Origin of the sequence: Shewanella sp. Pdp11 (genome assembly GCF_002838165.1) — a bacterium.
Classification (GTDB): Bacteria; Pseudomonadota; Gammaproteobacteria; order Enterobacterales; family Shewanellaceae; genus Shewanella; species Shewanella hafniensis.
This window is the reverse complement of the sequence record NZ_CP015194.1, coordinates 123,864-150,853: the sequence shown is the minus strand read 5'-3', so window position 1 is coordinate 150,853 and position 26,990 is coordinate 123,864. Positions and strand designations below refer to the sequence as shown.

Annotated in this window: 15 protein-coding genes, 3 tRNA genes and 4 rRNA genes; 19 read left to right on the top strand and 3 right to left on the bottom strand. The window is 47.7% G+C overall.

From position 1 onward, the window contains the following. Window positions 1-4 precede the first annotated feature (4 nt). From murD to lpxC, 8 genes are all read left to right on the top strand, one after another. On the top strand, window positions 5-1,324 hold the full coding sequence (gene murD / locus AYJ58_RS00720) for a UDP-N-acetylmuramoyl-L-alanine--D-glutamate ligase (protein WP_006079892.1): 1,320 nt from the start codon (window positions 5-7) through the stop codon (window positions 1,322-1,324). Continuing rightward, a complete protein-coding gene (ftsW, locus tag AYJ58_RS00715; RefSeq protein WP_006079893.1) occupies window positions 1,314-2,525 on the top strand; it encodes a cell division protein FtsW in 1,212 nt (403 codons plus the stop codon). Before murD ends, ftsW begins: the two co-directional genes overlap by 11 nt. Continuing rightward, window positions 2,525-3,613, top strand: coding sequence for an undecaprenyldiphospho-muramoylpentapeptide beta-N-acetylglucosaminyltransferase (gene murG, locus AYJ58_RS00710; RefSeq protein WP_106648315.1), 1,089 nt, complete (start codon window positions 2,525-2,527; stop codon window positions 3,611-3,613). Before ftsW ends, murG begins: the two co-directional genes overlap by 1 nt. A 2-nt stretch (window positions 3,614-3,615) precedes the next feature. Then, window positions 3,616-5,082, top strand: a complete 1,467-nt coding sequence (gene murC, locus AYJ58_RS00705) for a UDP-N-acetylmuramate--L-alanine ligase (protein WP_106648314.1) — start codon at window positions 3,616-3,618, stop codon at window positions 5,080-5,082. 151 nt (window positions 5,083-5,233) lie between these two features. Next, window positions 5,234-5,983 carry a cell division protein FtsQ/DivIB gene (locus AYJ58_RS00700; RefSeq protein ID WP_198555559.1) on the top strand — a complete coding sequence of 250 codons (750 nt, stop codon included), beginning with the start codon at window positions 5,234-5,236 and terminating at the stop codon, window positions 5,981-5,983. Continuing rightward, window positions 5,964-7,199, top strand: a complete 1,236-nt coding sequence (ftsA, locus tag AYJ58_RS00695; protein ID WP_006079897.1) for a cell division protein FtsA — start codon at window positions 5,964-5,966, stop codon at window positions 7,197-7,199. The genes AYJ58_RS00700 and ftsA overlap by 20 nt, the downstream gene beginning before the upstream one ends. 33 nt (window positions 7,200-7,232) lie before the next feature. Further along, window positions 7,233-8,420 carry a cell division protein FtsZ gene (gene ftsZ / locus AYJ58_RS00690; protein ID WP_106648312.1) on the top strand — a complete coding sequence of 396 codons (1,188 nt, stop codon included), beginning with the start codon at window positions 7,233-7,235 and terminating at the stop codon, window positions 8,418-8,420. 182 nt (window positions 8,421-8,602) lie between these two features. After that, on the top strand, window positions 8,603-9,523 hold the full coding sequence (gene lpxC / locus AYJ58_RS00685; protein WP_011845621.1) for a UDP-3-O-acyl-N-acetylglucosamine deacetylase: 921 nt from the start codon (window positions 8,603-8,605) through the stop codon (window positions 9,521-9,523). A 12-nt stretch (window positions 9,524-9,535) separates the two neighbouring features. On the opposite strand, the gene AYJ58_RS00680 is transcribed toward lpxC, so the two are convergent. Further along, complete coding sequence (locus AYJ58_RS00680; RefSeq protein WP_106648311.1) at window positions 9,536-9,982, bottom strand: DUF721 domain-containing protein; 447 nt, start codon at window positions 9,980-9,982, stop codon at window positions 9,536-9,538. Window positions 9,983-10,009: 27 nt separating this feature from the next. On the opposite strand from AYJ58_RS00680, the gene AYJ58_RS00675 reads away from it, so the two are divergent. The 9 genes from AYJ58_RS00675 to rrf (AYJ58_RS00635) all read left to right on the top strand — a co-directional run bounded on the left by AYJ58_RS00675 (window position 10,010) and on the right by rrf (AYJ58_RS00635) (window position 20,336). Continuing rightward, window positions 10,010-10,909, top strand: a complete 900-nt coding sequence (locus AYJ58_RS00675) for a M23 family metallopeptidase (RefSeq protein WP_105251201.1) — start codon at window positions 10,010-10,012, stop codon at window positions 10,907-10,909. A 60-nt stretch (window positions 10,910-10,969) separates the two neighbouring features. After that, window positions 10,970-13,696, top strand: coding sequence for a preprotein translocase subunit SecA (secA, locus tag AYJ58_RS00670; RefSeq protein WP_106648310.1), 2,727 nt, complete (start codon window positions 10,970-10,972; stop codon window positions 13,694-13,696). 812 nt (window positions 13,697-14,508) lie between these two features. Beyond that, a 16S ribosomal RNA gene (locus AYJ58_RS00665) occupies window positions 14,509-16,050 on the top strand. Window positions 16,051-16,243: 193 nt separating this feature from the next. Continuing rightward, window positions 16,244-16,320 (top strand) — tRNA-Ile (locus AYJ58_RS00660). Window positions 16,321-16,458: 138 nt separating this feature from the next. Further along, a tRNA-Ala gene (locus tag AYJ58_RS00655) sits at window positions 16,459-16,534 on the top strand. A 362-nt stretch (window positions 16,535-16,896) separates the two neighbouring features. Next, a 23S ribosomal RNA gene (locus AYJ58_RS00650) occupies window positions 16,897-19,799 on the top strand. Between the two features lie 154 nt (window positions 19,800-19,953). After that, window positions 19,954-20,069: ribosomal RNA gene (gene rrf / locus AYJ58_RS00645) — 5S ribosomal RNA — on the top strand. Between the two features lie 38 nt (window positions 20,070-20,107). Then, window positions 20,108-20,183: transfer RNA gene (locus AYJ58_RS00640), tRNA-Thr, on the top strand. Between the two features lie 37 nt (window positions 20,184-20,220). Continuing rightward, a 5S ribosomal RNA gene (gene rrf / locus AYJ58_RS00635) occupies window positions 20,221-20,336 on the top strand. Together the 16S, 23S and 5S rRNA genes with 3 tRNA genes alongside form the textbook arrangement of a ribosomal RNA operon. Before the next feature lie 107 nt (window positions 20,337-20,443). Here rrf (AYJ58_RS00635) and AYJ58_RS00630 read toward each other — a convergent pair. Together AYJ58_RS00630 and rsd are read right to left on the bottom strand one after the other, a co-directional pair. Beyond that, a protein-coding gene (locus AYJ58_RS00630) for an IS630 family transposase (RefSeq protein WP_106648309.1) occupies window positions 20,444-21,482 on the bottom strand; the annotation gives its coding sequence in 2 pieces (ribosomal slippage) (window positions 20,444-21,022 and window positions 21,024-21,482; 1,038 coding nt in all). Between the two features lie 460 nt (window positions 21,483-21,942). Continuing rightward, window positions 21,943-22,422, bottom strand: a complete 480-nt coding sequence (gene rsd / locus AYJ58_RS00625) for a sigma D regulator (RefSeq protein WP_106648308.1) — start codon at window positions 22,420-22,422, stop codon at window positions 21,943-21,945. A gap of 457 nt (window positions 22,423-22,879) precedes the next feature. On the opposite strand from rsd, the gene hemE reads away from it, so the two are divergent. Together hemE and AYJ58_RS00605 are read left to right on the top strand one after the other, a co-directional pair. Then, window positions 22,880-23,944 carry a uroporphyrinogen decarboxylase gene (hemE, locus tag AYJ58_RS00615; RefSeq protein ID WP_063884476.1) on the top strand — a complete coding sequence of 355 codons (1,065 nt, stop codon included), beginning with the start codon at window positions 22,880-22,882 and terminating at the stop codon, window positions 23,942-23,944. Between the two features lie 416 nt (window positions 23,945-24,360). Continuing rightward, complete coding sequence (locus AYJ58_RS00605; RefSeq protein ID WP_106648306.1) at window positions 24,361-26,940, top strand: putative bifunctional diguanylate cyclase/phosphodiesterase; 2,580 nt, start codon at window positions 24,361-24,363, stop codon at window positions 26,938-26,940. The last annotated feature ends 50 nt before the right edge of the window (window positions 26,941-26,990 follow it).

The window sequence follows — 26,990 nt, the reverse complement described above, 5'->3', positions numbered from 1 at the left end:
GGTTATGCAAAATCAGTATTCACACATAGTGTTAGGTTTAGGGGCAACGGGTTTGTCCGTGGTGCGCTATTTGTGTGGAAAGGGCATTACGCCATTGGTGATGGACAGTCGTCGGCAGCCTCCGGGCGCCGAAACATTAGCGACGTCTTTTCCTGATGTGAAGCTGATTTCTGGCGGATTCGATTGCCGTTATCTCGTGCAAGCGACGCAGATTATTATCAGTCCAGGCATTGCCACTTATACCCCAGAGGTGCGTGCCGCTGTGGATATGGGCATCGAAGTGATTGGCGATGTTGAGCTATTTGCCCGTGAAATTGCTGACCGTAAACCTTGCGTTATTGGTATTACTGGCTCTAACGGTAAATCAACGGTCACTACGCTGGTAGGCGAAATGGCAAGGGAAGCAGGTATCGCCGTTGCCGTCGGTGGCAATATCGGTGTGCCTGCGCTGGATTTACTGCATGAAAATGCCGACCTATTTGTGCTTGAATTGTCGAGCTTTCAACTGGAAACCACCCACAGCCTTAAGTGTGTAGTGGCGACCTGTTTGAATATCAGCGAAGACCACATGGACAGATACAGCGATATCGCTGCCTACCGCGAAGCTAAATTACGTTTATACAAACAAAGCCGCGCCGTGCTGTTTAATCGCGACGATAAACTGACCGTACCGCCAGAGCCAATGAACCAAAACAGTTTTGGTTTAGCTGCGCCTGAAGCGGACGAATGGGGCATCAGCGACAGCAAGATTTATCACGGCAGCAGCGAAATCATGCCGATCACAGAAGTCTCCCTGATTGGCAGCCATAACCATGCCAACTTACTCGCAGCAATGGCGCTTGTGGATGCTGTGGGCGTTGATAAACAGGTGATGGCAAAAGTGGCGCGTAGCTTTACCGGCTTATCCCATCGCTGTGAAGTGGTTGGCATTAAGAATGGCGTGACCTATGTCAATGACTCGAAAGCAACAAACGTCGGTGCCACCGTTGCCGCGCTGGATGGTTTGAGTGATCACTTAGGCGATATTATTTTGATTGCTGGCGGCGACGGCAAAGGTGCTGATTTTAAACCTTTAGGCGTGGCGTTAGCGAAAGTAACACACCTCATTACCTTAGGTCGTGATGGCAAAAAGATTGCCGCGTTAAAAGACGGCGCGGTGAAGGTCGACACTATGGCGGCAGCGGTAACGAAAGCCGCTGAATTGGCAACTTCTGGCGATATCGTTTTATTGTCACCAGCCTGCGCCAGTTTAGACATGTACAGTAACTTTATGGCTCGAGGTGACGATTTTAGAAACCTTGTGGAGCAACTTAATGGCGAGTGATGTAAGACAACTTAGCCTATTTGGGCGTTTGCGTTCAGCAATGCCCAATTGGCAACGTGATACCGAAGTGCCGGGCGTGCAATTGTACGACCGTGCTTTGCTCACGGCTGTGTTGTCTTTGATTGGCTTTGGCTTTGTGATGGTGATGTCGGCCTCAATGCCCGAAGCGCAAACCCTAACGGGTAACCCGTTTTATTTTATGACTCGCCATGTGGGTTATTTAGTGGGGTGCTTAGCCATTGCGGCATTTGTATTAAGAGTCGAAATGCAAACCTGGCAGCGCTGGAGTCCCATGCTGCTATTGGTTGTAGGCTTGATGTTGCTGGCGGTATTAGTGGTCGGTACAACGGTAAACGGTGCGACGCGTTGGTTATCGATAGGCCCAATTCGAATCCAAGTGGCAGAAGTCGCTAAGTTTGCCTTTGCTATCTACATGGCGGGCTATTTAGTGCGTCGTCATCAGGAAGTGCGCGAGAACGCTAAGGGTTTCTATAAACCGATTGCGGTATTTGCCATTTACGCTGTGTTGATTTTGATGCAGCCCGATTTAGGGACGGTTGTGGTGTTGTTCGTCGGTACCGTTGGCCTGCTGTTTTTGGCGGGAGCACGTTTGCTCGACTTCTTCGCCCTGATTTTTGCTGGCGTGTTGGCGTTTGTGGCTTTGGTATTGTTAGAACCTTACCGTATGCGCCGGGTGACGTCGTTTATGGATCCTTGGCAAGATCCTTTCGGTAGCGGTTACCAGTTGACACAATCTTTGATGGCCTATGGCCGTGGCGATTGGTTTGGTCAAGGACTGGGCAACAGTATTCAAAAATTAGAATATTTGCCTGAAGCGCACACTGACTTTATCTTTGCCGTGATCGGCGAGGAATTAGGTTTTATCGGCATTATTGCTGTGTTATCTGTGCTGCTATTTGTGGCGCTGAGATCGATTCGTTTAGGTAATTTATGTCTAGCCATGGATAAACCATTCGAAGGTTATTTAGGCTATGCCATCGGTATTTGGATTTGTTTTCAGACTGTGGTTAATGTCGGCGCAAGTATCGGCATGTTACCGACCAAAGGGCTGACATTACCTTTTATCAGCTACGGCGGCAGTAGTTTATGGGTCATGACGGCGGCAGCCATGATGTTGCTGCGCATTGATTACGAGCGGCGCATGACATTAGTTCAGGCCGTGCAAGGGAGATTGAAGTGATGACCCCAACAGGAAAACGTATTTTAGTCATGGCGGGTGGTACGGGAGGACATGTATTCCCGGCGCTGGCGGTGGCTAAGTATCTAGCTCAACAGGGTTGGCAAGTGCGTTGGTTAGGCACGGCCGATCGTATGGAGGCGCGTTTAGTGCCCCAGTATGGATTTGATATAGATTTCATCGATATCAAAGGTGTGCGCGGCAATGGGTTGATCCGTAAACTCGCGGCGCCCTTTAAAGTGGTGCGTTCAATATTACAGGCTAAGGCCGTGATTGCTGAGTTTAAACCCGATGTGGTACTTGGCATGGGCGGATTCGCCAGTGGCCCAGGTGGTGTGGCGGCAAGATTAGCCGGTATTCCACTGGTGCTGCATGAACAAAATGCCATCCCAGGGATGACCAACAAGTTGTTGTCGCGGATTGCGACGCAAGTGTTATGTGCTTTTAAAAATACTTTTACCACAGTGAAGGCCAAGGTGGTTGGTAATCCGATTCGCCAAGAACTGATTGCCTTAGGTGCGCAGCCAAAGCCTGAGGCTGATAAAGCTTTAAAAGTGCTCGTGGTCGGTGGCAGCCTTGGCGCCAAAGTCTTTAACGATCTTATGCCTGAAGCAGTTGCGATTCTAAGTCAGCAGCAGTCCGTAACGGTTTGGCATCAAGTGGGTAAAGATAATCTTGCGGGCGTGAAGGCGGGTTATCAGCAACATGGGCAAGATGGCGGGGTGAATATCGCCGAGTTCATCGACGACATGGAAGCCGCTTATCGCTGGGCTGATGTAGTATTGTGCCGAGCCGGTGCGCTGACTGTGTCTGAGTTAGCGGCGGTGGGACTACCTAGTATTTTGGTGCCTTATCCCCATGCGGTGGATGATCATCAAACCCGTAACGCTCAAGTATTGGTTGAAGCTGGCGCAGCTTTCCTATTGCCACAGGCCATCTTGGACGTGAATAAACTGGCGAGCAAATTACAACTGCTCGCCAATGACAGAACAGAATTAGCCCGTATGGGCCAGAGAGCGAGAGACGTTGCCTTACTGGATGCGACTGAACAAGTTGCCGCAGTGTGCATCAGCCTTGCCGAGAAAGGATAAGCATGACTAAGACAGAAAGATACGCACAACTGAGAAGCATGATCCCAGAAATGCGCCGTATTAAGCGTATTCACTTCGTCGGCATTGGCGGCGCGGGCATGGGCGGGATCGCCGAAGTGTTAGTGAACGAAGGCTATCAGGTGAGTGGTTCGGATATCGCGCAAAATGCCGTGACCGACAGATTGTGTTTGCTCGGTGCCAAGATCCAAATTGGTCATGCCGCCGAAAACGTGCAGCAAGTGGATGTGGTCGTGGTCTCCACGGCGATTAATCTGAAAAACCCAGAAATCCTTGCCGCTAAAGAATTACGTATTCCTATTGTACGCCGCGCCGAAATGCTAGCCGAGTTGATGCGTTATCGACATGGTGTGGCAATTGCGGGCACCCATGGTAAAACCACGACAACGAGCCTTATCGCCAGCGTGTACGGTCAAGCGGGGCGGGATCCCACCTTCGTGATTGGTGGCTTGCTCAATAGCGCCGGTACCAACGCCAGATTAGGCACCAGCCGTTACTTGATTGCCGAAGCCGATGAGAGTGATGCGAGCTTCCTGCATTTGCAGCCTATGGTCAGTGTGGTAACTAACATTGAAGCCGATCACATGGATACCTATGGCGGTGATTTCGAGAAATTGAAATCGACCTTCGTGGATTTCCTACATAACTTGCCGTTTTACGGTGTCGCAGTTGTGTGTATCGACGATGCTGTGGTGCGTGAAATCATGCCGCGGATTGGTCGTCAACTCGTGACCTATGGTTTTAGTGACGATGCGGACGTGCAAGCGCTGAATTTCAGTCAGCAAGGGCATCAGTGTCGTTTCACTGTGAGACGTAAAGGCAAAGCGGATCTCGATCTGGTGCTTAACTTGCCGGGTCAACATAACGTGCTTAATGCCTTAGCTGCGATAGCGGTCGCGACCGAAGATGAAATCGACGACAGCGCCATTACTCAGGCGTTAGTGGAGTTCCAAGGCATAGGTCGTCGTTTCCAGCATTTGGGCAAGTTTGCTACGCCCAAGGGCGAAGTTATGTTGGTCGATGATTATGGCCATCACCCCAGTGAAGTTGCCGCGACCATTAAAGCTGCGCGTGCAGGTTGGCCCGACAAACGTCTGGTTATGGCGTATCAGCCACACAGATACACGCGTACCCGTGATTTGTATGAAGATTTTGTTGAAGTGTTATCCCAAGTGGATTGCTTACTGTTGCTCGATGTTTATAGTGCGGGGGAAGCGCCAATCACAGGTGCCGATGGCCGAGCTCTATGTCGCTCAATTCGTCTGCGTGGCCAGTTAGATCCGATCTTTATCGCTAGTCCTGATCAGCTCGCAGAAGTATTGCCCGATGTATTGCAGGAGGGGGATTTATTACTCACCCAAGGTGCGGGTAATATTGGCGCCCTGTCGCGATTGTTAGCGACAACAGAATTGGGCTTTGCTGTTGCGGAATTACCTGCGCAAGCAAGCTGATCTTTAGCGCTTGATCTGCGAGGAAAAGGAAATTTTGACCAAAGGATTTTGGTCTATATAATGGCCGGTTTTCTGTGGTTTTTAATGAGTGTCGTTAAAGGTGGAATGAAGCGTGTCTTGGAGTGATAAGAGGCGGCACTGGCGGGCAAGAATGTCACGGGTTAATTGGTATCTGTGGAGCGGGGCTGGCTTTTTATTCTTCATCGTGGCCAGTTTTGTATTTGGTGGATACCAGCTACATAAATTTTTAAACGATGCCAGCACCTTGCCGATTGAGGCCGTTGCCATCAAAGGTGAGCGGGCTTACACCACAGATAAAGATATACAAGTGGCACTACAAGATTTAATGCAGCGGAGTTTTTTTAGTGCTGATATCACCTTAGTACAACAGGCGTTAGAAGCCTTACCTTGGGTGTATCGCGCGTCGGTAAGACGCGAGTGGCCTGCGAAACTCAGGGTATATTTGCAGGAGCAGCAACCAGCAGCCCATTGGAATGGTGACGCTTGGTTGAACGTGCATGGCGAAGTGTTTGAAGCGCCATCGCACCCAGAGCTGGAGCATTTACCGCAGTTATCAGGGCCAGACGATATGGGCCTTGAGGTGTTGACTGTGTATGCACAGATCAACTCACTGTTAAAGATTAATGGCTTTACCTTAGCCAGTTTGAATTTGACGCCGCGACATGCGTGGCACGCGACCTTAGGAAACGGCATCGTTTTAGATTTAGGTCGCGAAGATAAAATTGCACGGATACAGCGATTTATAACTGTTTATCCGGTTTTGGCGAAACAAGATAAATCCGTCGCCAGAGTAGATTTGCGCTACGACACAGGGTTGGCCGTAGGCTGGGGCGATGCACAAACAAGAGAGCCGATAATTAATGATCAAAAACCAAGATAGAAACCTTATCGTCGGATTGGATATAGGAACCTCTAAGGTCGCAGTGATCATAGGCGAAGTTCTGCCCGATGGCGAAATCAGCATAGTCGGCCTTGGCAACCATCCCTCAAGAGGCATGGATAAAGGTGGCGTGAACGATTTAGATTCGATAGTTCGCAGTGTGCAACGTGCGCTCGATCAAGCGGAATTAATGGCGGATTGCCAAGTGTCATCGGTTTACCTGAGCATCTCTGGTAAACACATCGCCTGCCAAAACGAAAACGGCATGGTATCGATCAACGATGAAGAAGTGACACAGGAAGACGTCGATAACGTGATCCACACGGCTCGCTCGGTGAAGATCCCGACCGAACGTCGCATCTTACATGTGCTGCCGCAGGAATATGCGATCGACGTGCAAGACGGCATCCGCAGCCCTATCGGTATGTCCGGCATGCGGATGGAAGCCAAGGTACATATAGTGACCTGCGCCAATGATATGGCGAAGAACATCACTAAGAGCGTTGAGCGTTGTGGCCTTAAGGTCGACGATTTAGTGTTCTCTGGGATTGCTTCGGCCGATGCCGTGCTGACCTTCGATGAGAAAGATTTAGGTGTGTGTATCGTCGATATCGGCGGTGGCACCACAGATATTGCGGTCTATACCAACGGTGCCTTGCGTCATTGCGCGGTTGTGCCAGTTGCGGGCAATCAAGTGACCAACGACATTGCGAAGATTTTCCGCACGCCGTCGTCACATGCTGAACAAATTAAAGTGCAGTTCGCCTGTGCTCGCAGTTCTATGGTGAGCCGCGAAGACAGTATTGAAGTGCCATCGGTAGGTGGTCGTCCATCGCGGAGCATGTCACGTCACACGCTCGCCGAAGTGGTTGAACCAAGATACCAAGAGCTGTTTGAGCTTGTGCTTAAAGAGTTGAAAGACAGTGGGTTAGAAGATCAAATCGCCGCAGGTATTGTGCTCACAGGTGGCACAGCGTCGATTCAAGGTGTGGTCGATATTGCGGAAGCGACTTTTGGCATGCCAGTTCGTGTAGCGTCACCGCTACCGATCAAAGGTTTATATGAATATGTGGACCAGTCTATTTACTCCACTGGAGTCGGACTGCTTCATTACGGCGCACGACGGGTGATCGAACGTCAGTTCGAACGTCCTGAGCGCCAAGGGGTAACTAGCGCTTGGAATCGGGTCCAAAGCTGGTTTAAGGGCGAATTTTAATTTTCATAACGCAGGCAACACGGAGATCAGACAATGTTTGAGATCATGGATACTCACTCAGACGACGCGGTGATTAAAGTCATCGGCGTTGGCGGCGGCGGCGGTAACGCTGTCGAACATATGGTCAAACACAACATTGAAGGTGTTGAGTTTATCGTTACCAATACAGACGCTCAGGCCCTGAGAAAATCAGGCGCTGGCTCAACAATTCAATTAGGACGCGATGTCACTAAAGGTCTTGGAGCAGGGGCAAACCCAGATGTGGGTCGTGCTGCAGCTGAAGAAGACCGCGAAAACATTCGCGCGGCAATCAAAGGTTCTGACATGATCTTTATCGCTGCCGGTATGGGCGGTGGTACAGGTACAGGTGCTGCACCTGTTGTGGCTCAAATCGCACGCGAAGAAGGTATTCTCACCGTTGCGGTTGTGACTAAGCCTTTCCCATTCGAAGGGAAAAAACGTATGGCTTACGCTGAGCAAGGTATTGCTGAGCTGGCTAAGCACGTGGATTCGTTAATCACGATCCCGAACGAAAAATTATTAAAAGTATTGGGCCGTGGAACTTCTTTACTCGATGCGTTCGCCGCAGCGAATAACGTGTTACTTGGTGCGGTACAAGGTATTGCCGAGCTTATCACTCGTCCAGGTCTGATTAACGTCGACTTCGCCGACGTGAAGACTGTGATGTCTGAAATGGGTAATGCCATGATGGGTACTGGCGTCGCTCGCGGTGAAGACCGCGCTGAAGAAGCGGCCGAAGCTGCTGTTGCCAGCCCATTATTAGAAGACATCGACTTAGCCGGTGCGCGTGGTGTGTTAGTGAACATCACTGCGGGTATGGATATGAGTATCGAAGAATTCGAAACTGTCGGTAATCATGTTAAGGCTTATGCCTCTGACAACGCGACTGTGGTTGTTGGTGCTGTCATCGACCCAGAAATGAGTGATGAGCTGCGTGTAACGGTTGTTGCTACTGGTATTGGCGCTGAAAAGCGTCCAGATATCCAATTGGTTTCTAAACCTGCACCTCGTCCAGAGCCTGTAGTTGTTGAACCAAAAGTCGAAGCCTATGTCGAAGAAGCTGCACATGTGAACTATGCAGCGCCAAAAGGCAACGTGTTGCCAGCGGCTCCGCAGCCAGCTCCTACGCCTGCACCATCGACAAAGCATGAATTGGATTATCTTGATATTCCAGCATTTTTGCGTAAGCAAGCCGACTAGCGAGAGCGTTTGAGTCCAGCGTAATATGTGAGGTGTTGTTCGTTTTGGGCAATACCACAACATAGCTGCATTTGTGTGACATAATAAAGTTATGTTATTATGTTGAACCAGTGCGGCTCGATTTGCCGACGCTGAGTGTACAAATATTAGGCTTTATAATTGGCATATAAACGGGTAACTGAATGATATTTCAACGAACTGTTCAGAAAATGGTGAAAACAACTGGTGTCGGATTGCATTCTGGCAACAAGGTCACTTTGAGCATTATGCCCGCGCCCGTTAATTCAGGGATCGTACTCGTGCGCACCGATTTGAGTCCTGCCGTCGCCATTCCAGCGAAGGCGGAGCAAGTTCGTGAAACCACTATGTGTACGGCACTTGTCAATGACGAAGGTATTCGTATCTCGACCATTGAGCATTTATTTGCAGCTCTTGCGGGTTTAGGCATAGATAACGCTGTAATCGAAGTGGACGCGCCTGAAATTCCTATTATGGATGGCAGTGCAAGCCCATTCGTCTTCTTGTTGCAGTCTGCTGGTATTAAAGAGCAGGCCGCGCCTAAGAAGTATTTAAAGATTAAGCGCCCTGTGCGCGTTGAAGATGGCGATAAATGGGCCGAGTTAAAACCTTTTAAAGGTTTTAGAGTCAATTTTAAAATTGATTTTGCGCATCCAGAAATCGCTCGTAGCCAACAGCATGTGGTGATGGACTTTTCAACTTCTGCTTTCGTGAAAGATATCAGCCGTGCCCGTACTTTTGGGTTTATGCGTGATATCGAATATTTGCGAGCCAACAACCTAGCGTTGGGCGGTAGCATGGAAAACGCTGTTGTACTTGATGAATATCGCGTCCTTAATCCCGACGGCCTGCGTTATGAGGACGAATTTGTTAAGCACAAAATTCTAGATGCGTTTGGTGATCTATATGTGGCAGGACACGCTATTTTAGGTGAGTTTACTGCGTATAAAACCGGTCATGCGCTGAACAACCAATTGGTGCGTGCTTTACTCGCGCAACAGGATGCGTGGGAGTTGGTTAGCTTCGAAAAAGAAGCCGATGTCCCCGTCAGCTTTACCGTACCAGGTGGCGCTGTATTTGCTTAAAAAGCGGTAAGATTATTTATTACGGCTGGCCAATGAGGCCAGCCGTTTTAGTTTTTCGCCCAGTGAACCGCCAATATTTTCCGCTAATGCTGCAATGTGCTCTGCTGCTGCTGGGCTTAATTCTTTATGTCCCTGTTTAGGCTTTGCGTCATACATTGCTAATCTCGGGTTGACTTTAACTTCAATTGCGGTAAGGATTGGGAGCGTTTCTGCTTGAAGCTGGGTTAATAGCTTCGGCTTTTGGAAATTAATTCGCGCAGCCCAAGCTGCCGAAGTGGTTTCAACCACAAGAACACCCTGGCGGAAATTAGCGACTTTTAGTTGCTCCGCAACAGGACCTGCAATAATCTGCTTCACATGCTGATCCAGATACATAAGTAGTTCCGCTTTCTCAGCAAGGTCGGGTAATTTTCCCGATTGATGCAGTAATTGGCTGAGATCTTGAGGGGGCTTTTTCATATGATAATAAGATGGCTGAATTAGGCTATGAGTGTAACAGTATTTATTCAAGGTCGGAATGGCGTCACACGCTGGCAGCCCAGTAAACGCTGGTTGCTACTTCCAATACTATTGTTGGCCACTGGGTCCGGTATTTATCAACACAACTCCGCTCGATTTCAAGATCAGCAAGCCAGTGTCGATAACGATCGTCTCGTGCGCGAACAGCAAAAGAAACAAGTCTTAGAGCTTAAAAGTGCTACTGAGTCTCAACTGGCTATGCTTGTGACTCATGTTGCACGTATGCAAGCCAAGATCACCCGTCTCGAAGCTTTAGGTCAACAGGTCGCTCAGCAGAATAAGTTGGATGAAGATTTTGATTTTTCATCCGAGGTTGGTGTGGGTGGTTTGAGCGAACTAGGCACTAACATCGAGCTCGGACAGCTTATCGACGATATGGATAAGTTGGCATCACGAATTGACAATAATAATGTTCAGCTTTCACTACTTGAAACAGTGTCATCTAACCACCATATAGATGATGAACGTTATATATCAGGTATCCCGCTCGATAAAGGTTGGTTATCGTCGCCCTACGGATTACGTAATGACCCTTTCAACGGTCGCAGGTCTGTGCATAAGGGGATTGATTTTACCGGCCGAGAAGGAGCTAAAGTTGTTGCGACTGCTGCAGGCGTGGTGACTTTTGCTGGAAATATGTTCGGTTATGGCGAATTGGTTGAAATCGACCATGGTAACGGTTTGCATACGCGTTATGGCCATAATAAAGCTTTGTCAGTGACTGTAGGTGATGTGGTCGCAAAAGGCGATGCTATCGCCAGTATGGGAAGCACTGGGCGCTCAACTGGGGCTCATGTGCATTATGAAGTGTTGCGCGGCGGACAGCAGATAGATCCACAAAAGTTTGTCTACCGCAAAGCAAGTTAATTGAAACATTGGCTTCTAGTTTCCATCATGGACTTGGCCTACAGAGAATAAGTGATTCAGATGTTTGGTAAATTACTGACAAAAGTATTTGGTAGTCGCAACGACCGCACCCTTAAAGGGCTTCAAAAGATCGTTATTAGCATTAACGCATTAGAAGCTGATTATGAAAAATTAACCGATGAAGCATTAAAGGCGAAAACCGCAGAGTTCCGTGAGCGTTTAGCTGCTGGAGCTTCATTAGATAGCATCATGGCTGAAGCCTTTGCTACAGTGCGTGAAGCGTCTAAGCGTGTATTTGATATGCGTCATTTCGACGTACAGTTACTCGGCGGTATGGTACTCGACAGCAACCGTATTGCTGAAATGCGTACGGGTGAAGGTAAAACCTTAACGGCAACCTTACCCGCCTACTTAAACGCATTGACAGGCAAAGGCGTCCACGTGATTACAGTGAACGATTACTTGGCACGTCGTGATGCCGAGAATAACCGCCCACTGTTTGAGTTCCTTGGTTTAACCGTAGGAATCAACGTCGCAGGCATTGGCCAACATGAGAAGAAATCTGCGTATAACGCCGATATCACTTACGGGACCAACAACGAGTTTGGTTTCGATTATCTGCGCGATAACATGGCGTTTTCACCGCAAGAACGGGTTCAACGTCCGTTGCATTACGCCCTAATCGATGAAGTGGATTCAATCTTAATCGACGAAGCGCGTACGCCGCTGATCATTTCTGGCGCTGCCGAAGATAGCTCTGAGCTATACATCAAGATCAACACCCTGATCCCTAATCTTATCCGTCAAGATAAAGAAGATACGGAAGAGTTTGTGGGTGAGGGCGACTACAGCATCGATGAAAAAGCCAAACAAGTGCATTTTACCGAACGTGGTCAAGAAAAAGTAGAAAACCTGTTGATCGAGCGCGGCATGTTAGCCGAAGGCGACTCACTCTATTCTGCAGCTAATATTTCCCTGTTACACCACGTCAACGCGGCGCTTCGTGCGCACACGCTGTTTGAACGTGATGTGGATTACATAGTACAAGACAACGAAGTCATCATAGTCGATGAACACACGGGTCGTACTATGCCAGGTCGTCGTTGGTCAGAAGGCTTACATCAAGCTGTCGAAGCCAAAGAAGGCGTACACATTCAAAACGAAAACCAAACATTAGCTTCGATCACTTTCCAGAACTACTTCCGTCAATACGAGAAGCTGGCAGGTATGACAGGTACAGCTGACACTGAAGCGTTTGAATTCCAACACATCTATGGATTAGACACAGTCGTTGTGCCTACTAACCGTCCAATGGTGCGTAAGGATATGGCGGATTTAGTTTATTTGACCGCCGATGAAAAATATCAAGCGATCATTAAAGACATTAAAGATTGCCGTGAACGTGGTCAGCCAGTATTGGTGGGTACAGTATCAATCGAACAGTCTGAACTGTTAGCGCGCTTAATGGTGCAGGAAAAGATCCCGCACGAAGTTTTAAATGCTAAATTCCACGAACGAGAAGCTGAAATCGTCGCGCAAGCTGGCCGTACTGGCTCTGTGACTATTGCGACGAACATGGCAGGTCGTGGTACCGATATCGTGCTTGGCGGCAACTGGAACATGGAAATCGATGAACTCGATAATCCAACAGCAGAGCAAAAAGCTAAGATCAAAGCCGATTGGCAAATTCGTCATGATGAAGTCGTTGCTGCGGGTGGTTTACATATCCTAGGCACAGAACGTCACGAATCACGCCGTATCGATAACCAGTTACGTGGTCGTGCGGGTCGTCAAGGTGACGCGGGTTCATCACGCTTCTACCTGTCGATGGAAGATAGCTTAATGCGTATCTTCGCCTCGGATCGTGTCTCTGGCATGATGAAAAAGCTGGGTATGGAAGAAGGCGAAGCGATCGAGCATCCATGGGTGTCTCGCGCAATCGAAAACGCTCAACGTAAAGTTGAAGCACGTAACTTCGATATCCGTAAGCAATTACTCGAATTTGATGACGTCGCTAACGATCAACGCCAAGTGGTTTACGCCCAGCGCAACGAGTTGATGGATGCGGAAAGTATTGAAGATACTATCCAAAACATCCAAGACGATGTGATTGGCGCGGTAATCGATCAGTATATTCCACCGCAATCAGTAGAAGAGCTGTGGGATATCCCAGGTTTAGAGCAACGTCTACACCAAGAATTTATGCTCAAATTACCTATCCAAGAATGGTTAGATAAAGAAGACGATCTGCATGAAGAGAGTCTACGTGAGCGTATTATTACTGCATGGGGCGATGCGTATAAGGCAAAAGAAGAAATGGTTGGCGCACAAGTGCTACGCCAGTTCGAGAAAGCCGTTATGCTGCAAACGCTCGATGGTCTGTGGAAAGAACACTTAGCGGCGATGGACCATTTGCGTCAAGGTATCCATTTACGTGGTTACGCACAGAAGAATCCAAAGCAAGAATATAAGCGTGAGTCGTTTGAGTTATTCCAACAACTGCTGAACACCTTGAAACACGACGTCATCAGTGTGCTGTCGAAAGTACAAGTGCAAGATCAGTCAGATGTGGAAGAAATGGAAGCGCGTCGTCGTGAAGAAGATGCCAAGATCCAGCGCGACTATCAACACGCAGCGGCAGAGTCGCTTGTTGGCGGTGGTGATGAGCATGAAGCTGTCACTGCGCAAGCACCGATGATCCGTGATGGTGACAAAGTGGGTCGCAACGATCCTTGTCCTTGTGGCTCTGGTCGTAAGTACAAACAATGCCACGGCAAGTTAAGTTAATCTGCTGACAGATTAGCCTACTGCCTACTGAATAAGTAGAATAGAACGCACACTAAAGGCAACTTATCTAAGTTGCCTTTTTATTTCCTCTTTAATAAGCCTAGCGCTTACTCTCGTGTCATCCGGATTACATTCTTACTCTTCTTTATATAGCTAATCGTCGTTATTCCCCATTGAACATCATTTCATTCTTATCGATAGCCATTAAAGCAAAGCCATCGCTGTAGCAAATTCAACCGTTAAAACCCATTTTGTGGATAAGTCTGAGGATAAAGTGGGGGTATTGTGTGACTAACTGAAAGTATTAAAAAAAGATCCATTTTTCTCAAAAAAGCCCTTGCGGACTTTCTCAATCTCCCTATAATGCGCATCCACTGACACGGCAGACAGCGAAACGCAAGTTAAGCAAAGAAAGCTAAGCAGTTCATCGGTTAGCAAGCTAAACGATGAGTGTTGAGAAAGTTGAAAAAACTACTTGACGCACTAACGGGAATGCGTAGAATACGCAGCCCTGGCCCGCTGAAAACTCAGTGTGTGGTCAACGCTCTTTAACAATTTATCAAGCAAATCTGTGTGGACACTCACAGGTGTTGAGTTAATCGAAACTGCTTAACCTTCGGGTTGGCAGTCAAAAATTTAAATCAATGTTTTCAAGTCATTCTCCTCAACGAGAAGCGTGATTGAGTGTTCATAGTAATATGTACATACAGTAATGTATGAATTGAAACGCGATGCTTCTTAGTGAGCAAAGCGAATCAAAACAGTAGAATTCATTGAGCCGCTGAAGTCGTAAGACGGAAGCAACAAAACTTTAATTGAAGAGTTTGATCATGGCTCAGATTGAACGCTGGCGGCAGGCCTAACACATGCAAGTCGAGCGGCAGCACAAGTAAGTTTACTTACGAGGTGGCGAGCGGCGGACGGGTGAGTAATGCCTAGGGATCTGCCCAGTCGAGGGGGATAACAGTTGGAAACGACTGCTAATACCGCATACGCCCTACGGGGGAAAGGAGGGGACCTTCGGGCCTTCCGCGATTGGATGAACCTAGGTGGGATTAGCTAGTTGGTGAGGTAATGGCTCACCAAGGCGACGATCCCTAGCTGTTCTGAGAGGATGATCAGCCACACTGGGACTGAGACACGGCCCAGACTCCTACGGGAGGCAGCAGTGGGGAATATTGCACAATGGGGGAAACCCTGATGCAGCCATGCCGCGTGTGTGAAGAAGGCCTTCGGGTTGTAAAGCACTTTCAGTAGGGAGGAAAGGGTGTAACTTAATACGTTATATCTGTGACGTTACCTACAGAAGAAGGACCGGCTAACTCCGTGCCAGCAGCCGCGGTAATACGGAGGGTCCGAGCGTTAATCGGAATTACTGGGCGTAAAGCGTGCGCAGGCGGTTTGTTAAGCGAGATGTGAAAGCCCTGGGCTCAACCTAGGAATAGCATTTCGAACTGGCGAACTAGAGTCTTGTAGAGGGGGGTAGAATTCCAGGTGTAGCGGTGAAATGCGTAGAGATCTGGAGGAATACCGGTGGCGAAGGCGGCCCCCTGGACAAAGACTGACGCTCATGCACGAAAGCGTGGGGAGCAAACAGGATTAGATACCCTGGTAGTCCACGCCGTAAACGATGTCTACTCGGAGTTTGGTGTCTTGAACACTGGGCTCTCAAGCTAACGCATTAAGTAGACCGCCTGGGGAGTACGGCCGCAAGGTTAAAACTCAAATGAATTGACGGGGGCCCGCACAAGCGGTGGAGCATGTGGTTTAATTCGATGCAACGCGAAGAACCTTACCTACTCTTGACATCCACGGAATTCGCTAGAGATAGCTTAGTGCCTTCGGGAACCGTGAGACAGGTGCTGCATGGCTGTCGTCAGCTCGTGTTGTGAAATGTTGGGTTAAGTCCCGCAACGAGCGCAACCCCTATCCTTATTTGCCAGCACGTAATGGTGGGAACTCTAGGGAGACTGCCGGTGATAAACCGGAGGAAGGTGGGGACGACGTCAAGTCATCATGGCCCTTACGAGTAGGGCTACACACGTGCTACAATGGCGAGTACAGAGGGTTGCAAAGCCGCGAGGTGGAGCTAATCTCACAAAGCTCGTCGTAGTCCGGATTGGAGTCTGCAACTCGACTCCATGAAGTCGGAATCGCTAGTAATCGTGGATCAGAATGCCACGGTGAATACGTTCCCGGGCCTTGTACACACCGCCCGTCACACCATGGGAGTGGGCTGCAAAAGAAGTGGGTAGCTTAACCTTCGGGGGGCGCTCACCACTTTGTGGTTCATGACTGGGGTGAAGTCGTAACAAGGTAGCCCTAGGGGAACCTGGGGCTGGATCACCTCCTTACCTATACGACTAACTTAATGTTTGTTGAGTGTTCACACAGATTTGCTTGATAGAAGAAAGAGTAAAAGATAGACCTAGTTAAATAGGTTTATCAAAGATGGGTCTGTAGCTCAGCTGGTTAGCATCCCAATCCCTTCATAAAGAGTAGGGTGAGGTCGGTGGTTCTAGATGGACTTAGATTTATCAATAAGATGGGTCTGTAGCTCAGCTGGTTAGAGCGCACCCCTGATAAGGGTGAGGTCGGTGGTTCAAGTCCACTCTGACCCACCAAATCTTCGTTATCCTTTGTTAAATTAACACTCGTTTAGTGAACTAAACGTCGCGTTAATCTGCCGCGGATAACTCGATTTGGCAAACCAATCCTTTTAGAGGTTTGGAACATCTTACTTACTCGCACTGCATGTAAATGGGGCTATAGCTCAGCTGGGAGAGCGCCTGCCTTGCACGCAGGAGGTCTGCGGTTCGATCCCGCATAGCTCCACCATTTACACCTTATTCTGACTTTATTGCAAAGTAATAAGGCATATGCACTATGGATAGAGATGCCAAAGATAAACTTAAAAATTATCTTTGGCTTTTTTAAGCCCGCTCTTTAACAATTTGGAAAGCTGATAGTATTTAATTGCATGAGTCTGTCATGTGATTAATTACAAAACGTTTAATGCGAAAGCATTGAACATGAGTTCTCAAACACTTTATTAAGTGTCTTGAATATTCAAAAGTAAATTATTCTTTATTGAATAGTTTACGTCTAAGGCGCGTCCACTTCTTTGGTCAGAAGTGAGACAAGTAAAACCAAGCTGGTCGCAATGCGGCGCAGATGAGTGAAACTCATTTGGGTTGTATGGTTAAGCGACTAAGCGTATACGGTGGATGCCTTGGCAGTCAGAGGCGATGAAGGACGTAGTAACTTGCGAAAAGCGTTGGCGAGCTAGTAACAAGCATTTGAGCTAACGATGTCCGAATGGGGGAACCCAGCAGCATAAGCTGTTATCGCAACATGAATACATAGTGTTGCGAGGCGAACGAGGGGAACTGAAACATCTAAGTACCCTTAGGAAAAGAAATCAACCGAGATTCCCCTAGTAGCGGCGAGCGAACGGGGATTAGCCCTTAAGTCAGTGGGGTGTTAGTGGAATGCGTTGGAAAGCGCAGCGGCACAGGGTGATAGCCCCGTACATGAAAACTAACCATTGATGAAAACGAGTAAGGCGGGACACGTGACATCCTGTTTGAATATGGGGGGACCATCCTCCAAGGCTAAATACTCCTGACTGACCGATAGTGAACCAGTACCGTGAGGGAAAGGCGAAAAGAACCCCTGTGAGGGGAGTGAAATAGAACCTGAAACCGTATACGTACAAGCAGTGGGAGCGGTTCTTGAGACCGTGACTGCGTACCTTTTGTATAATGGGTCAGCGACTTACATTTTGTAGCGAGGTTAAGCGAATAGCGGAGCCGTAGGGAAACCGAGTGTTAACTGCGCGTTTAGTTGCAAGGTGTAGACCCGAAACCCGGTGATCTAGCCATGGGCAGGTTGAAGGTTGAGTAACATCAACTGGAGGACCGAACCGACTAATGTTGAAAAATTAGCGGATGACTTGTGGCTGGGGGTGAAAGGCCAATCAAACCGGGAGATATCTGGTTCTCCTCGAAAGCTATTTAGGTAGCGCCTCGAGCGAATACCATTGGGGGTAGAGCACTGTTAAGGCTAGGGGGTCATCCCGACTTACCAACCCTTTGCAAACTCCGAATACCAATGAGTACTACTCGGGAGACAGACGGCGGGTGCTAACGTCCGTCGTCAAAAGGGAAACAACCCAGACCGTCAGCTAAGGTCCCAAAGTACTAGCTAAGTGGGAAACGATGTGGGAAGGCTTAGACAGCTAGGATGTTGGCTTAGAAGCAGCCATCATTTAAAGAAAGCGTAATAGCTCACTAGTCGAGTCGGCCTGCGCGGAAGATGTAACGGGGCTAAGCTAGTCACCGAAGCTACGGGTGCACAGTTTACTGTGCGCGGTAGAGGAGCGTTCTGTAAGCCGTTGAAGGTGAAGGGGTAACCCACGCTGGAGGTATCAGAAGTGCGAATGCTGACATGAGTAACGATAAAGGGGGTGAAAAACCCCCTCGCCGAAAGACCAAGGGTTCCTGTCCAACGTTAATCGGGGCAGGGTGAGTCGACCCCTAAGGTGAGGCCGAAAGGCGTAATCGATGGGAAACAGATTAATATTTCTGTACTTCCGCTAACTGCGATGGAGAGACGGAGAAGGCTAGGCTAGCGCGGCGTTGGTAGTCCGCGTTTAAGGTGGTAGGTGGTGTTCTTAGGCAAATCCGGGGACACGTACTTTGATGTACACACTGAGAGCTGATGACGAGGTCCTAAGGGACTGAAGTAGTTGATGCCATGCTTCCAGGAAAATCTTCTAAGCTTCAGGTTAGCGGGAATCGTACCCCAAACCGACACAGGTGGTCGGGTAGAGAATACCAAGGCGCTTGAGAGAACTCGGCTGAAGGAACTAGGCAAAATGGTACCGTAACTTCGGGAGAAGGTACGCTCCTGTTGGTGATGAGACTTGCTCTCTAAGCTGACGGGAGTCGCAGATACCAGGTGGCTGCAACTGTTTATCAAAAACACAGCACTGTGCAAACTCGCAAGAGGAAGTATACGGTGTGACGCCTGCCCGGTGCCGGAAGGTTAATTGATTGGGTTATCGCAAGAGAAGCTCATGATCGAAGCCCCGGTAAACGGCGGCCGTAACTATAACGGTCCTAAGGTAGCGAAATTCCTTGTCGGGTAAGTTCCGACCTGCACGAATGGCGTAATGATGGCCACGCTGTCTCCAGCCGAGACTCAGTGAAGTTGAAATTGCGGTGAAGATGCCGTATACCCGCGGCTAGACGGAAAGACCCCGTGAACCTTTACTATAGCTTGGCACTGAACATTGAACCTACATGTGTAGGATAGGTGGGAGACTTTGAAGTTGTGACGCTAGTCATGATGGAGTCGTCCTTGAAATACCACCCTTGTAGTTTTGATGTTCTAACCTAGGTCCCTTATCGGGATTAGGGACAGTGCCTGGTGGGTAGTTTGACTGGGGCGGTCTCCTCCCAAAGAGTAACGGAGGAGCACGAAGGTTGGCTAAGTACGGTCGGACATCGTACGGTTAGTGCAATGGCATAAGCCAGCTTAACTGCGAGACATACACGTCGAGCAGGTACGAAAGTAGGTCATAGTGATCCGGTGGTTCTGAATGGAAGGGCCATCGCTCAACGGATAAAAGGTACTCCGGGGATAACAGGCTGATACCGCCCAAGAGTTCATATCGACGGCGGTGTTTGGCACCTCGATGTCGGCTCATCACATCCTGGGGCTGAAGTCGGTCCCAAGGGTATGGCTGTTCGCCATTTAAAGTGGTACGCGAGCTGGGTTCAGAACGTCGTGAGACAGTTCGGTCCCTATCTGCCGTGGGCGTTGGATGATTGAAGGGAGCTGCTCCTAGTACGAGAGGACCGGAGTGGACGAACCGCTGGTGTTCGGGTTGTCATGCCAATGGCATTGCCCGGTAGCTACGTTCGGAATCGATAACCGCTGAAAGCATCTAAGCGGGAAGCGAGCCCTAAGATGAGTCATCCCTAGGAATTTAATTCCTCTAAAGAGCCGTTCGAGACTAGGACGTTGATAGGCATGGTGTGTAAGCGTTGTGAGGCGTTGAGCTAACATGTACTAATGACTCGAGAGGCTTAACCATACAACCCAGATGGGTTTTGCTAAGCGAACTTAGACAGAATAGAGATACTTGATAAAGTATGAACTCAAAGTGAGTCTTAACTTAATAAGACAATCAGCTTTCCGAATTATTATTAGCGTGAGCCAGAGATGGACACGGTAATAAGCAGAATTTGCTTGGTGACAATAGCCTTGTGGAACCACCTGATCCCATCCCGAACTCAGAAGTGAAACGCAAACGCGCCGATGGTAGTGTGGGGTCTCCCCATGTGAGAGTAGGTCATCGCCAAGCGCCTAATTTAAATAATCTTAATTGATTAGTATAAAATTGCTGATATGGCTCAGTCGGTAGAGCGCATCCTTGGTAAGGATGAGGTCCCCAGTTCGATTCTGGGTATCAGCACCATTACAATCTAGTGTCATTTCCTAGAATAAAAAATTTGCTTGGTGACAATAGCCTTGTGGAACCACCTGATCCCATCCCGAACTCAGAAGTGAAACGCAAACGCGCCGATGGTAGTGTGGGGTCTCCCCATGTGAGAGTAGGTCATCGCCAAGCGCCTAATTATCTCATTGAGATGTAACGAAGCCAGCTGAATAAGCTGGCTTTTTTGCGTCTGAAATTTGTCAATTTCAGCGTGATTTTTCGCCTAATACCATTCCGCATTAAAGTTCAGTCATCTTTGCCCATTCTCGAGAGCACATTTTTACCACGCGTTTTGTACAACTGATAAAGCTGTTCCATGCCTGGCTGCAGGCATCCACTATGTCCTCATATCCTTTAAAACAGCGATTGGCGAGATAATGTTGGCGCAGCCAACTCCATACCTGTTCGATGGGGTTTAGTTCTGGGGAATATGGCGGCAGTTTGAGTATAGACAGGTTGGGGATATCAGCAGCAATGTCATTGGTATGCCAACCCGCACCGTCCATTACCACGACAGCATGGCGGCCAGGTTTGGTGCGTTTTGCAATCAGCTCCAAGTGCTGGTGCATGATGTCCTTATTAACGAATGGCGTGATGATGGCTTCAGTTTCTCCTGTTGCAGGACAGACTGCGCCGAAGAGATGCACATATTCAAACTGCTGCTGTCTTAGCGCTCTTGGTCTACTGCCTTTGGGGGCCCAAAGTCGTGTCGTTGTATTTTGCTGGCCGAATCTGGCTTCGTCCTGAAACCAAATATCAATCTGGTGTGGTTGTATATGAATGGGAGTGTGAAGGATCGTTTCCAGAGGAAACTTTTTTAAAAGCGTCCTGTAAGCTCTGAGTTTGTTTTGGATGCCTGGAGCGGCTGGTTATCCAACAGAATCCCATGCTCTTTAGTAGCTTGTAGATGTGATTGGGATGGTACTCGACATTAAATTCACTCGAGATGTATTGCTGGATGTCGGCCCCAGTGAGTCTGCCGCCCTCATCTGATTGTGCTTTGAACTCAATGTATCTGGCGAGTCTCCTTTTTTGCTCATTTGACAATGACGGCTTCTTCCCTAGGCGTGGTTTATCTTCAAGTCCTGCCAGTCCTTGCCCAAGATAGCTGGAGACCCATAAGTTGACGCTAGATCTGGCCACCTTCAACTGGCTTGCCACCTGAGTGCGGTTATGGCATTGCAAAAATAGCGATACAGCGAGCAATCGCATGCGCTTATGCGGATTTTTTTCTCTTTTGGAGAGGCTAAGCAGACTTTCAGCAGTTTCAGGTTTCATAATCCAATTTTAAGCTGTTGGGTTGCTTTCTATTAGATCAGACTTCAATGCGGAATGATATAATACCATTTACATTAATTATATGTCTAATTGATTATCACGTTATAATCATGAAGAACATGCATAATCCCAACATCGCTGCCTTAGTTAAATCAGAGAAATGCGCATACGTTTGCGCGAATCCGTGTGTGCCGCTCATAAAGTTATTACAGACTGCTCTTGGCGTTCACTGGCTAGGTTAGTTAACACTTAACTGAGGCGTTAAAGTGTATCTCTTTGATGGGTGAGGTGCGTAAAGAGCATTTCATATTTAGTTGCATTGCTAGAGATAGGTTTTTACCGCAGTTTATAATGAGCCATTTGTTGTTTGTTGTTAGTGAGCCCATATATTTCGATAGTCGTTGGATTGGTCAAGATAAGCGCACCGAACACAACAAAGTGCGCTTAAATTGATTGAGGCTTACTGGGTGTGTTCTGAATGCTTACGGTGGAGTACTTCGAGTAGTTCATCTTCGAGTTCGAAGCGAGTTTCCATGTTATGGGCAAGTTCAGATAAATCTTTATCGAGTTGATACAATACGAGATCGTCTTGAGTTTCCGCATATTTATCGTTGAAGTCTAATGCCGCATTCGTGGTTGGCGTTATTTTTGGCAATACTTGTTGCGCGAGTGTTTTGCTTGACTCACCATATTCACTACAGGCATTAACGACTCTATCGTAGACTTCGAAATGGCCTTCAGAGACATAGTCCACTAATAAGTCACAGAAAGATTTAACATGTTCGAACGAGGGAAGTGATTTTTCTGATTTACTGTAAGGAGGAAGCCCAGCAATTTGGCAGTAATGCACTAACAGTTTGCGACGATTTTTTAGCCATTGATCAATAAGCTTATTTGAGCCGCCCCACTTCTGTTCCGCTTTTTCAAGTTCTCTCAGCATGATGCATTCCATTTAAGTGCCAGCACATAACTCTAATGTAGGGACAAGTCGCTAATCGATCAACTCTTTTCATGCGATTTTGCGTGAATGATGAAATGGACAAACCAGCTGTTTTGCATCAAAAAATACAAATAAAAAACCCAACGATAGAAACCTATCGTTGGGTGAGTAAAGTTTATAGCAGGCTCGATGCGACGAGCTTCTTGATTGTTCTTGCTAGCGCAGACTTTTTATACCAAAGGCAGGGAACCAGCGCAACTTTTTTCTGTCTGAGTGTGACTTCGTTACGAATAAATCAGCAGTATGTTATCTGGATAACAATTTCCAATTTATATGGTCAAATCGACGCCAACGATGGGGAATAGCTCACATATATTTGCACATAAAGGTTACATTATTCGCGTAAATGCTAAACTACCGACCCAGCGGATCTCAATAAGACTAGGAACCAAGCCCAATGGCAGAATTAAAGAATGATCGTTATTTACGCGCCCTACTAAAAGAGCCTGTCGATGTGACCCCTGTGTGGATGATGCGTCAAGCTGGCCGTTATCTTCCTGAATATAAAGCTACTCGCGCTCAAGCGGGTGACTTCATGTCTTTGTGTAAAAATCATGAGCTTGCCTGTGAAGTCACGCTGCAACCTTTACGTCGTTATGATCTCGATGCGGCGATTTTGTTTTCCGATATTTTAACAGTGCCCGATGCTATGGGTTTAGGTTTGTATTTTGAGGCGGGTGAAGGCCCACGTTTCGAGCGCCCTACAGACACTATCGATGCGATCAAAAAGCTCTCAATTCCAGATCCAGAAGATGAGCTGGGTTATGTGATGAAAGCCGTTAGCACTATTCGCCGTGAACTGAATGGCGCAGTGCCGTTAATTGGCTTTTCTGGTTCACCTTGGACCCTAGCGACTTATATGGTTGAAGGCGGCTCGAGCAAAACTTTCGAAAAAATTAAGAAGATGGCTTACGCTGAGCCAATGGCATTACACATGCTGTTAGATAAATTAGCCGATTCAGTGATCTTATATCTGAATGCTCAAGTGGCTAATGGTGCACAATCACTAATGATTTTTGACTCATGGGGCGGCGCGTTATCGCACTCTGCTTACCGTGAGTTTTCTTTGCGTTATATGCAGAAGATTGTCGATGGTCTTACACGTTTTGCCGATGGCCGCAAAGTGCCAGTGACGCTGTTCACTAAAGGTGGTGGTTTGTGGTTAGAGGCGATGGCAGAAACTGGCTGTGATGCGCTAGGTTTGGATTGGACGGTAGACATTGCCGATGCCCGTCGCCGTGTAGGCCATAAAGTTGCATTGCAAGGCAACATGGACCCTTCAATGTTATATGCACCTATTCCACGTATTGAAGAAGAAGTGGGCCATATCCTAGCGGGTTATGGTGAGGGTACTGGTCATGTATTTAACTTAGGTCATGGCATTCATCAGCATGTCGATCCAGAGCATGCCGGCGCTTTTATCAAGGCGGTTCATGCGCAATCAAAGCAATACCATAAGTAATTTTTGGTTTGCGAAACAGGCCCGCTTGCGGGCCTGTTTTATTTCTGACATTTGGGTTTGATAGCGTTGGAGCTTCTGGCGAAGGTATCTTTATGGATGAGCGTATGTGGTGATTTCTATCGTCTGCGAGCTTAATGAGTCTTACATTTAGATAACGACTTAAGCACCCTATATTCACATTCTGATTATGTGTGAATTATCTTGATAAAAAGTAAAATTCATAATCGTTTATTTTATAAATTTTATTTTTAAATCAAAGGTATAAAATTGATTTGATTGCATGAAAATGTCTACTTTAGCAACGACTAAAGCGAAGTGATGTTTAATACTATTCGCAAATGAGATATGTTGCATGCCGCAGTGAAGGATTATGCAAGGCCGTCAATCAATTTAGTCATAACAAGCCGTGGTAAGAGATGCACATTGGCAAGAAAATATTGGTATTTATTGCGGGCTTTTGTCTCCCCGCGGTGGTCATTGTCTCCTATTGTCTGGGGTGTTGGTACGACCATCGCGTCGAACTATTGCGCCAAGACAGTGCTAATCGTGAACTTGCTAATATCCAGCAGCAGTTTCAAATTGATGTTGACCGCTTAACCTTTCTCACGAATATCTACGCTTTACCTTTGTCGCAGTTAGGTGAAGTGCAACTAAAAAAGCTAGAGTCCTCGTGGCACGATAGTTCAATGTCGGCCAACCTTAGTTGGTATATTTTACGCCAAGGCGAACTGCAGACTTTTTTCCCCAATGAATATACTTTTGCGTCAAATGAGCTGCGGGAAATTGCCAGCGCCATTATTAGCGCTAATAAACCCAGTGTTGCTGGTGCATATTTGATTGGTGGACAGGCTTATGTCATTACCGCCGTGGCTTCTGCACCTAATGAATCTGTACTGCTGGTGCGTCAGTTGACCGATAACGACTTACTTGAATATGCGCAGGCCTTATTGGTAACTAAAGTGACTATGAGTCACTCTAACGCTGTCACGGCAAGTGTTGAGGGCGTTCATAGTGACACCATTGAAATACCCAGCCTGTTAAAAGACAAACCTGTTTACCTGCAAGTGCAGTTCTCCGAGGGCCCGTTCCAAGAGGTGAAATTTAAGCTCGATTGGGTATCGCTCGGTTTCATTCTTTTTGGCGTATTTATCGTTTGCCTTGGCTATATTTGGTTGCGCTCTGGTTTACTCAAACCCTTTAAAAACTTGATGCAGCAATTGGCGTTGGTCGATCCTATGTCCAGTGTCTATCAACCTGTTACCAGTGAGGGCAATGAGGAATTAGAAGTGCTTGCCAGCCGCGTTAATAGCCTGCTGGCCAGAATTTATCAGCAGAAAGAACGCGCGAAAATCACCTTAGAATCCATTGCAGAAGCGGTGATTTTAACCGATGTTGATGCCAAAGTGATTTATATGAATCCGCGGGCCGAGTCGCTTTTGGATGTTGCCAGTTGTTATGCCATAGATCAGAGCCTTGCCAGCCTGTTAAAGGCTGGCGACCAGTTGAATCAGGCGGTGTTCACTTGTATTCGTCTTGGCGAGTCATCACCACAGGTCGAGAAAATCAAGTTATTGACTGCAACACCGCGGATTATGGAACGCAGCATTAGTAATTTGCGTAACCACGATAAAGTTATTGTCGGCACCGTCGTGGTATTGCGAGATATCACTCAAGAAGAGTTACTTAAGCGCCAGCTCCAAAAAAGAGCCAATTTCGACAGCATTACTGGGCTGCTAAATCGTCAGGCGTTTGATGAACAGCTCCCCCAATTTGCTGCCTCAGCTAAAACCATCGCCGTTTGTTATCTCGATTTAGAGCAATTCAAGTTGATTAACGATAGCTGTGGCCATACAGCAGGCGATCGTATGCTCGCCATGGTGGCTAAGGCTATGCAGGCTTGTCTCGGGCCACAGGAGTTGTTGGCGCGGCTTGGCGGTGATGAGTTTGGTTTAGTGGTGTGTAATCGCAGTGCTTTATCTGTGGCGCAATTACTCAAACAAATGATTGCGCAGGTCTCGCTGCAAGTGCTGAATGACAAAAACTGTAACTATAAAGTCGGCCTTAGCATAGGTGTTGCTTTTGGTCGTGCGCCTTATATTGATGCCCAAGAGTTATTGAAAGACGCTGATATTGCCTGTATTGCCGCTAAAGCTAAGGGCGCCAATCAAATTCATTTTTACGATGATAAAGATAAAGAGCTCACTTACCAAAGAAACGCGCCTAAGTGGGCGGTACGTATCGCGCAGGCGATTGAAGAAAACGAGCTAATTCTTTATTACCAACCGATCCGTGGGTTAGGCAGCGGTCCACAGCGACAACGCATGGAGATCCTGCTGCGAATTCAAGAACCCTGCGGCCGTATTTTGGCGCCTGCGCAGTTTATTGCCGCGGCTGAGCGCTTTAAGCTGATGCCTGACATAGATAAAGAAGTGATCCGCAAAGCCTTTTTATGGCTGTCTTTGCATCCTGTACTTTGGCCTGATCATTGTATTTCGATCAACCTTTCGGGCAATAGTTTAGGCGCCGAAGGTATGGTGGAATATATCGCCCAGCAGCAACATATTTTTGATATTCCAAGTCAATGTATTTGCTTTGAAATTACTGAAACCACCGCGATCCAAAATCGCAATCGTGGTATGGAAATGTTGAAGCAGTTACGTAAACTCGGCTTCTCGTTTGCACTGGATGATTTTGGCAGTGGTTTCGCCTCTTATGGCTATCTGCGTGAGCTGCCCGTGGATTATGTCAAAATCGATGGCTGTTTTATCAAGAACCTTGCCGTGAACGCTAAAGACTATGCCATCGTTAAATCGATTCAGGATGTTTGTCGGGTCATGGGGATCGAGACCGTGGCCGAATTTGTTGAAAATCAGGAGATTATTGACAGATTATTGAGCATTGGCATTAATTACGCGCAAGGTTATGCGATAGGGCGCCCACAACCCTTAGCGAATTATCGTGAACAATATGAGATGAGGCTTGCACAACGCGCGTGAAGGATTGCGCTTTTAGTGTGATTATGCCAATTTAGCCAAAGACGTAATTA

Coding starts and splice junctions, on each gene's coding strand:
- murD (WP_006079892.1), top strand. CDS start 5: ATGCAAAATCAGTATTCACACATAGTGTTAGGTTTAGGGGCAACGGGT.
- ftsW (WP_006079893.1), top strand. CDS start 1,314: ATGGCGAGTGATGTAAGACAACTTAGCCTATTTGGGCGTTTGCGTTCA.
- murG (WP_106648315.1), top strand. CDS start 2,525: ATGACCCCAACAGGAAAACGTATTTTAGTCATGGCGGGTGGTACGGGA.
- murC (WP_106648314.1), top strand. CDS start 3,616: ATGACTAAGACAGAAAGATACGCACAACTGAGAAGCATGATCCCAGAA.
- AYJ58_RS00700 (WP_198555559.1), top strand. CDS start 5,234: ATGTCACGGGTTAATTGGTATCTGTGGAGCGGGGCTGGCTTTTTATTC.
- ftsA (WP_006079897.1), top strand. CDS start 5,964: ATGATCAAAAACCAAGATAGAAACCTTATCGTCGGATTGGATATAGGA.
- ftsZ (WP_106648312.1), top strand. CDS start 7,233: ATGTTTGAGATCATGGATACTCACTCAGACGACGCGGTGATTAAAGTC.
- lpxC (WP_011845621.1), top strand. CDS start 8,603: ATGATATTTCAACGAACTGTTCAGAAAATGGTGAAAACAACTGGTGTC.
- AYJ58_RS00680 (WP_106648311.1), bottom strand. CDS start 9,982: ATGAAAAAGCCCCCTCAAGATCTCAGCCAATTACTGCATCAATCGGGA.
- AYJ58_RS00675 (WP_105251201.1), top strand. CDS start 10,010: ATGAGTGTAACAGTATTTATTCAAGGTCGGAATGGCGTCACACGCTGG.
- secA (WP_106648310.1), top strand. CDS start 10,970: ATGTTTGGTAAATTACTGACAAAAGTATTTGGTAGTCGCAACGACCGC.
- rsd (WP_106648308.1), bottom strand. CDS start 22,422: ATGCTGAGAGAACTTGAAAAAGCGGAACAGAAGTGGGGCGGCTCAAAT.
- hemE (WP_063884476.1), top strand. CDS start 22,880: ATGGCAGAATTAAAGAATGATCGTTATTTACGCGCCCTACTAAAAGAG.
- AYJ58_RS00605 (WP_106648306.1), top strand. CDS start 24,361: ATGCACATTGGCAAGAAAATATTGGTATTTATTGCGGGCTTTTGTCTC.